The sequence below is a fragment of the Rhodococcus sp. HM1 genome, assembly GCF_023218075.1.
GTDB lineage: Bacteria > Actinomycetota > Actinomycetes > Mycobacteriales > Mycobacteriaceae > Rhodococcus.
Window position 1 is genome coordinate 1 of the sequence record NZ_JALPTB010000132.1, and the last position, 7,795, is coordinate 7,795.

Here is a 7,795-nt window from a genome sequence, read left to right on the forward strand (position 1 = left end):
CCCCGGAACCGGTCACCCCCGCCGACCACACCGCCCCGCGCAGCACCGTCGAGGAACTGCTCGCCTCGATCTTCGCGGACCTGCTCGGCGTCGACCGGGTCGGGGTGCACGACAACTTCCTCGATCTCGGCGGCAATTCGCTGCTCGCGATGCGCCTGGCCGCGCGGATCTCCGCGGCACTGGGCACCGACATCGGGGTGCGCGACCTGTTCGACAGCCCCACCGTCGCGGCGCTGGCCGCCCGCCTCGAACTCGGCGACGACACCGCGCTGCGCCCGACCCGGCCGCCGCTGCAGCCGGTGGAACTGCCGGAGAGGGTTCCGCTGTCCCCGGCGCAGCAGCGCATGTGGTTCATCAACCAGTTCGACACCGCCTCCCCGGCCTACAACATCGCCGTCGCGCTGCGGCTGACCGGCACCCTCGACGTGGCCGCGCTGCGGCACGCGCTCGCCGACGTGGCGCTGCGCCACGATTCGCTGCGCACCCGCTATCCGCTCACCGACGACGGGCCGACCCAGGTGGTGGTGCCGGCGACCGCGGCGCTGCCCGAGCTGACCGTCGCCGCCGTCACCGACCCGACCGACCCGATCCCCGACATCACCGCCGTGGTGTCCGCCGGTTTCGACGTGGCCGCCGAGGTCCCGGTGCGGCTGCGGCTGCTCACCGTCGACGAGCACGAACACATCCTGGTGCTCGTGGTGCACCACATCGCCGCGGACGGGTTCTCGATGCTGCCGCTGACCCGCGACGTCATCGCCGCCTACACGGCCCGCAGCGTCGGCGAGGCCCCGCAGTGGACGCCGCTGCCGGTGCAGTATCCCGACTACACGATGTGGCAGCACGCGGTGCTCGGCGACGACACCGACCCCGACTCGACCGCCGGGCGGCAGCTGGCGTTCTGGCGCGACACCCTCGACGGGGTACCCGAACTGCTGGAACTGCCGCTGGATCGGCCGCGGCCGGTGCAGCAGAGCCAGCGCGGCGCCCGCATCCCGTTCACCGTCGACGCCGACACCCACCGCGCGCTGACCACCCTGGCCCGCACCCACGACGCGTCGCTGTTCATGGTGGTGCACGCGGCGCTGTCGGTGCTGCTGGCGCGGCTGTCGTCGTCCACCGACATCGTGGTCGGCACGCCGGTGGCCGGCCGCGGCGACCGCGCCCTCGACGACATGGTCGGCATGTTCGTCAACACCGTGGTGCTGCGCACCGGCGTCGACGACCGGGAGTCGTTCACCGCGTTGCTCGAGCGGGTGCGCACCACCGACCTGTCCGCGTTCACGCACGCCGACATCCCGTTCGAGCGGCTCGTGGAGGTGCTCGATCCGCCCCGCTCGACCGCCTACTCGCCGCTGTTCCAGGTGCTGCTCGAGTTCCAGGACATCGAACGCCCCGAGGTGACCCTGCCCGGCCTGACCGCCACGGTGCTCGACCTCGAACCGGCCCTGTCGCACTTCGATCTGCAGCTGGCGATCGCCGAATCCACCGACGAGCACGGGCCGGCCGGGCTGCGGGCGGCGTTCACCTACGCCACCGACCTGTTCGATCCGGACACCGTCGTCTCCTTCGCCGACCGGTTCCGGCGGATCCTCACCGCGATCGTCACCGCCCCGGACCGGCCGGTCGGCGACATCGAGATCGTCACCCCCACCGAGCTGGCGACGCTCGCCCCGGCGCGGGGCCTGCCGCCGGTGTCCCCGCAGCTGTGGCCGGAACTGCTGTCCTCGGTCGCCGCGATCGTCCCGGAGTCGGTGGCGTTGTCCTTCGAGGGCCGCACCGTCACCTACGGCGAACTCGACGCCTGGTCCAACCGCGTCGCGCGGGTGCTGATCGACGCCGGCGCCGGCCCGGAAACATTTGTCGCCCTGGGCATCTCCCGGTCCATCGAGTCGGTCGCCGCGGTGTGGGCGGTCACCAAGTCCGGGGCCGCGTTCGTGCCCGTCGACCCGACCTATCCGGCCGAGCGGATCGGCTACATGCTCACCGACTGCCGCGCCACCATCGGGTTGACCACCGCCGCGCACCGCGCCGCGCTGCCGGAGACGGTGCCGTGGCTGGTGCTCGACGACCCGCAGGTCCGCGCCCGCCTGGCCACCGTCTCCGCGGACCCGGTCACCGACGCCGACCGCCGCTCCCCGCTGCACTTCGACCACCCCGCCTACCTGATCTACACCTCCGGCTCCACCGGCCGACCCAAGGGCGTCGTCGTCGCGCACCGCGGCCTGACCAACCTCAACGCCGAAGTGCGGCAACACTTCTCCATCACGCACGGGGCGCGGGTGTCGCATCTGGCCTCGCCCAGTTTCGACGCATCGATCTTCGAGCTGACCAAGGCGTTCTGCGCCGGCGCGACGCTGGTGATCGTCCCGCCCACCGTGTACGGCGGCGACGAACTGGCCCGCATCCTGCGCGACGAACACGTCACCCACGCGTTCATCACCCCGACCGCGCTCGCCTCGCTCGACCCGGCCGGGCTCGACCACCTGGACGTGCTCGTCGTCGCGGGGGAGGCCTGCCCACCGGAACTGGTGGCACGCTGGGCCCCGAACCGGCACATGTACAACGGCTACGGGCCGTCCGAGGCGACCATCGAAACCAGCGTCAGCCCCGACATGCACCCCGGGGAAACCGTCACCGTCGGCCGCCCGGCCATCGGCTTCCACGAGGTGATCCTCGACGACCGGCTGCGTCCGGTCCCGGTCGGGGTGGCCGGCGAACTCTACATCGCCGGCCCCGGGGTGGCCCGCGGCTACCACCGCCGCCCGGACCTGACCGCCGCCCGGTTCGTCGCCGACCCCTACGGCCGCCCCGGGGAACGGATGTACCGCACCGGCGACGTGGTGCGCTGGCGCGCCGACGGCACCGTCGAATACCTCGGCCGCACCGACTTCCAGGTCAAGGTCCGCGGCTTCCGCATCGAACTCGGCGAGATCGACGCCGCGCTCGCCGCCCACCCGGACGTGACCTTCGCGGTCACCCTCGGCCACACCGCCCCCTCCGGCGACACCGCGCTGGTGTCCTACGTGCTGCCCGACATCGGCCGCACCGTCGACACCGCCGCCCTGCGCGTCCACGCCGCCGGCCGGCTGCCCGCCCACATGGTGCCCGCCGCGATCGTGGTGCTCGACGAGATCCCGCTGACCCCGGTCGGCAAACTCGACCGGCGCGCCCTACCGGTGCCGGACCTGACCGTCGGGGGCGGCGACTACCACCCGCCGAGCTCCGAGCTCGAGGCGACCATCGCCGAACTCGTCGCCGAGGTGCTCGGCCACGAGCGGGTCTCCGTCGACGACAGCTTCTTCGACATCGGCGGCAACTCGCTGCTCGCCACCCGGGTGCTGGCCCGCATCAACGCCGCGCTCGGCACCGACGCCGGGGTCCGCGCGCTGTTCGAGGCCCCGACCGTGCGGGCGCTGGCCGCCCGCATCCTCGACGACCACGGCGGCAGCACCCGCATCCCGCTCACCGCGGGGCAGCGGCCGGAGCAGATCCCGCTGTCCCCGGCGCAGCAGCGCATGTGGTTCGTCAACCAGTTCGACCCCACCTCCGCGGCCTACAACATTCCCCTCGCCATCCGGCTGACCGGGCGGCTGGACACCGCGGCGCTGACCACCGCCGTGCACGACGTGCTGACCCGCCACGAAAGCCTGCGCACCTGGTATCCGGCCGACGCCGGCGGCCCGGTGCAGCGGATCGCGCCGCCGGAGCGGGCCATGCCGGACCTGCAGCCGATCCCCATCGCCGCGGCCGACCTGCCGGACCGGATCTTCGCCACCATCACCGCCGGTTTCGACGTGGCCACCGAGATCCCGCTGCGCGCCGCCCTGTTCACCCCCGGCCCGGACGAGCACGTGCTCGTGCTGGTCGTGCACCACATCGCCGCCGACGGCGCCTCCATGGCGCCGCTGGCCCGCGACGTGATGACCGCCTACCTGGCCCGCAGCAGCGGCAGCGCCCCCGCGTGGGAACCGCTGCCGGTGCAGTACGCCGACTACGCCCTGTGGCAGCGGGAGCTGCTCGGCGACCTCGACGACCCGGAGTCGCTGGCCGCCCGGCACCTCGAGCACTGGCGCCGCACCCTCGCCGGCGTCCCGGAGGTGCTGGCGCTGCCCACCGACCGGCCGCGGCCCGCGCAGCAGTCCTTCCACGGCGACACCGTGCACTTCACCGTCCCCGCCGAGGTGCACCGCCGCCTGCAGGACCTGGCCGCCCGGCACGGCGCGACCCTGTTCATGACCGTGCACGCCGCCCTGTCGGTGCTGCTCGCCCGCGTCTCCGGCAGCGACGACATCACGATCGGCACCCCCATCGCCGGCCGCGGCCACCGCGCCCTCGACGACCTGGTCGGCATGTTCGTCAACACCCTGGTGCTGCGCACCCCGGTCACCGGCGCCCTGTCCTTCGCCGACCACCTCGAACGCACCCGCGAGGTCGACCTCGCCGCGTTCGGGCACACCGAGCTGCCGTTCGAGAAGCTCGTCGACGCGCTGGCCCCGGCCCGCGCCCTCGACCACACCCCGCTGTTCCAGGTGGTCCTGGAATTCCAGAACAACGAACGCCCCCACCTGGACCTGCCCGGCCTGACCGTCGAGGCCCTCGACGCCGACCCGCACGTCGCCAAGTTCGACCTGCAGCTGACGATCGGGGAGCAACCCACCACCGGGGTCGCCGAACCCGCGGGCCTGCACGCCGCGTTCACCTACGCCACCGCCCTGTTCGACGCCGACACCGTCACCGCGCTGGCGCAGCGGTTCCTGCGGCTGCTCGACGCGGTCACCACCGACCCGACCGTGCCCGTCGGCGACATCGACCTGCTCGAACCCGCCGAACACGAACCGGTCGTGCCCCCCGTCCCCGGCTCCGGGCCGACCCTGATGGGCCTGTTCGACCGGGCCGCCGCCACCACCCCCGACGCGGTCGCCGTCACCGGCGTCGACGGGCAGCTCACCTACCGGCAGCTGTCGAGCCACGTGCACCGGCTGGCCCGCGCGTTCGCCGCGCGCGGCGCCGCGCCGGGCACGCTCGTCGCGGTGGCGCTGCCGCGCACCACCCATCTGGTCGCGGTGCTGCTGGCCGTCCTCGACACCGGCGCCGCGTATCTGCCGGTCGACGTGGCGTATCCGCCGGAGCGGCTGGCGTTCATGTTCGACGACGCCCGGCCGGTGTGCGTGGTCACCACCAGCGGATACCGGGAGTCGCTGCCGCGCACCGACATTCCCACGATCCTGCTGGACGACGCGATCATCGCCGCGGAGATCGCGGCGTTGCCGGACACCGCGCTGAGCGAGCGGGAACGCCGCGGCCCGCGCCGCCCCGACCACACCGCCTACGTCATCTACACCTCCGGCTCCACCGGCCGCCCCAAGGGCGTGATGGTGCCGCACCGCACCGTCGTGGCGCTGCTCGACGCCACCGCCCCGCGCTACCGGTTCGACCGGCACGACGTGTGGACGATGTTCCACTCCTACGCGTTCGACTTCTCGGTGTGGGAGATGTGGGGGGCACTGGCCTACGGCGGCCGGCTCGTCGTCGTCGACCACGACACCGCCCGCTCCCCGGACGCGTTCCTGGCGTTGCTGCGCCGCGAACACGTCACCGTGCTCAACCAGACTCCGACCGCGTTCTACCAGCTGGTCGAGGCGGATCGGGCCGCCGCCGACAGCGGCCTGTCGCTGCGCTGGGTGATCTTCGGCGGGGAGGCCCTGGATCTGGCGCAGCTCGAACGCTGGTACCGGCGGCACCCGGACACCGCGCCGACGCTGGTGAACATGTACGGCATCACCGAGACCACGGTGCACGTGACCGCGCTGCCGCTGGACCGGCGGTCCGCGGCCGCCGCCACCGCCAGCGTCATCGGCGACGCCGTGCCGGGGCTGCGGCTGCGCATCCTCGACGGCCGGCTGCATCCGGTGCCCGTCGGCGTGACCGGCGACCTGTACGTCGCCGGGGACCAGCTCGCCCACGGCTACCTGGGCCGCCCGGACCTGACCGCGGCCCGGTTCGTCGCCGACCCCTACGGCGCCCCCGGCACCCGCCTGTACCGCACCGGCGACCTGGCCCGCCGCACCCGCTCCGGCGACGTGGAGTACCTGGGCCGCAGCGACTTCCAGGTGCAGTGGCGCGGCTTCCGCATCGAACTCGGGGAGGTCGAGGCGGCACTCATGCGGTGCCCGGGCATCGCCCGCGCGGTCGCGGTCGTGCACCACGACGACCGGGCCGGCACCGACACCACCACCGACCGGCTGGTCGGCTACGTGGTCCCGGAAACCGGCGTGGACGTCGACGTCGCGGCGACACTGGCGACGGTCGCCGCGGATCTGGCCGCGTACATGGTGCCCGCGACGCTGGTGGTGCTGGACGCGCTGCCGACCACCGCGACCGGCAAGCTGGATCGCCGCGCGCTGCCGGCCCCGGACTTCGCGGCGCTGTCGACCAGCACCCGCGCCCCGGCCGGGGAGATCGAAACCCGCCTCGTGGAGCTGTTCGCGCAGGTGCTCGGCGTGGACACCGTCGGCGTCGACGATTCGTTCTTCGCGCTCGGCGGCGACAGCATCATGTCGATCCAGCTGGTGTCCCGCGCCCGCGCCGCCGGCCTCGACTTCACCCCCCGCGACGTGTTCGAACACAAGACCCCGGCGGCGCTGGCGGCGGTGACCGCGCTCGGCGCCACCGCCGGCACCGCGCTGCCGGAGCTGCCCGGCGGCGGTCTCGGCGACGTCCCGGCCACCCCGATCGTGCGGTGGCTGCTCGACCGCGGCGGCAACCTGGACCGGTACGCGCAGGCGGCGCTGCTGCGGCTGCCGGCCGGTCTCGACCCGGACACCGTCACCACGGTGCTGCAGGCCGTGCTGGACAAGCACGACATGCTGCGCGCCCGCCTCGTGCCCGCCGTGGACGGCGACCCGGCCGGGGTGACGCTGCAGGTGCGGGCGCCCGGCAGCGTCGACGCCGCCGACCTGGTGCATCGGGTGCCGGTGACCTCCGCCGCCGACAGCGACGACTTCTTCGCGCTCGCCAGCGCCGAACTCGACGCCGCCGCGGACCGGCTCGATCCGGCCGGCGGGGTGCTGGTGCAGGCGGTGTGGTTCGACGCCACCGTCGGCGCCGGGCGGCTGCTGCTGGTGCTGCACCATCTGACCGTCGACGGGGTGTCCTGGCGGATCCTGGTGCCCGACCTGGCCGCGGCCTGGGTGGCGGCGCTGGATCCGGCGGCCCCGCCCCTGGAACCGGCCGCCGGCACCTCGATGCGGCGGTGGGCGCACGCCCTGGTGGAGGAGGCGCAGCGGCCCGAGCGCGTCGCCGAACTCGACTTCTGGCGCGGGGTGCTCGCCGACGGCGACCCGCTGCTGGGGGAGCGGCCGCTGGATCCGGAACTCGACACCGCCGCGACCGTCACCACGCTGAGCACGGATCTGCCGACGTCGGTGACCGAGGCGCTGCTCACCACGGTGCCGCAGGCCTTCCACGGCACCGTCAACGACGCGCTGCTCACCGCGCTGGCGCTGGCGGTCACCGGGTGGCGGCAGGCCCGCACCGGGCCCGCGCCGGCGCTGGTGTCCGTCGAGGGGCACGGCCGCGACACCGCCGCGGTGCCCGGCGCCGACCTGTCCGGCACCGTCGGCTGGTTCACCACCATCCACCCGGTGCGCCTGGACGTCACCGGCCTGGACCTCGACGACGCGCTGCGCGGCGGGCCGGCCGCCGGCCGCGCCGTCAAGACCGTCAAGGAACAGCTCGCCGCGGTGCCCGGGCAGGGCCTCGGGTTCGGGCTGCTGCGCTACCTGAACCCGGACAC

General features: G+C 74.0%; 1 protein-coding gene. It reads left to right on the forward strand.

The features are described 5' to 3' along the window. The coding region (locus tag M1M07_RS31595) for a non-ribosomal peptide synthetase (RefSeq protein WP_248676679.1) at positions 1-7,795 on the forward strand (7,795 nt) is incomplete at both ends.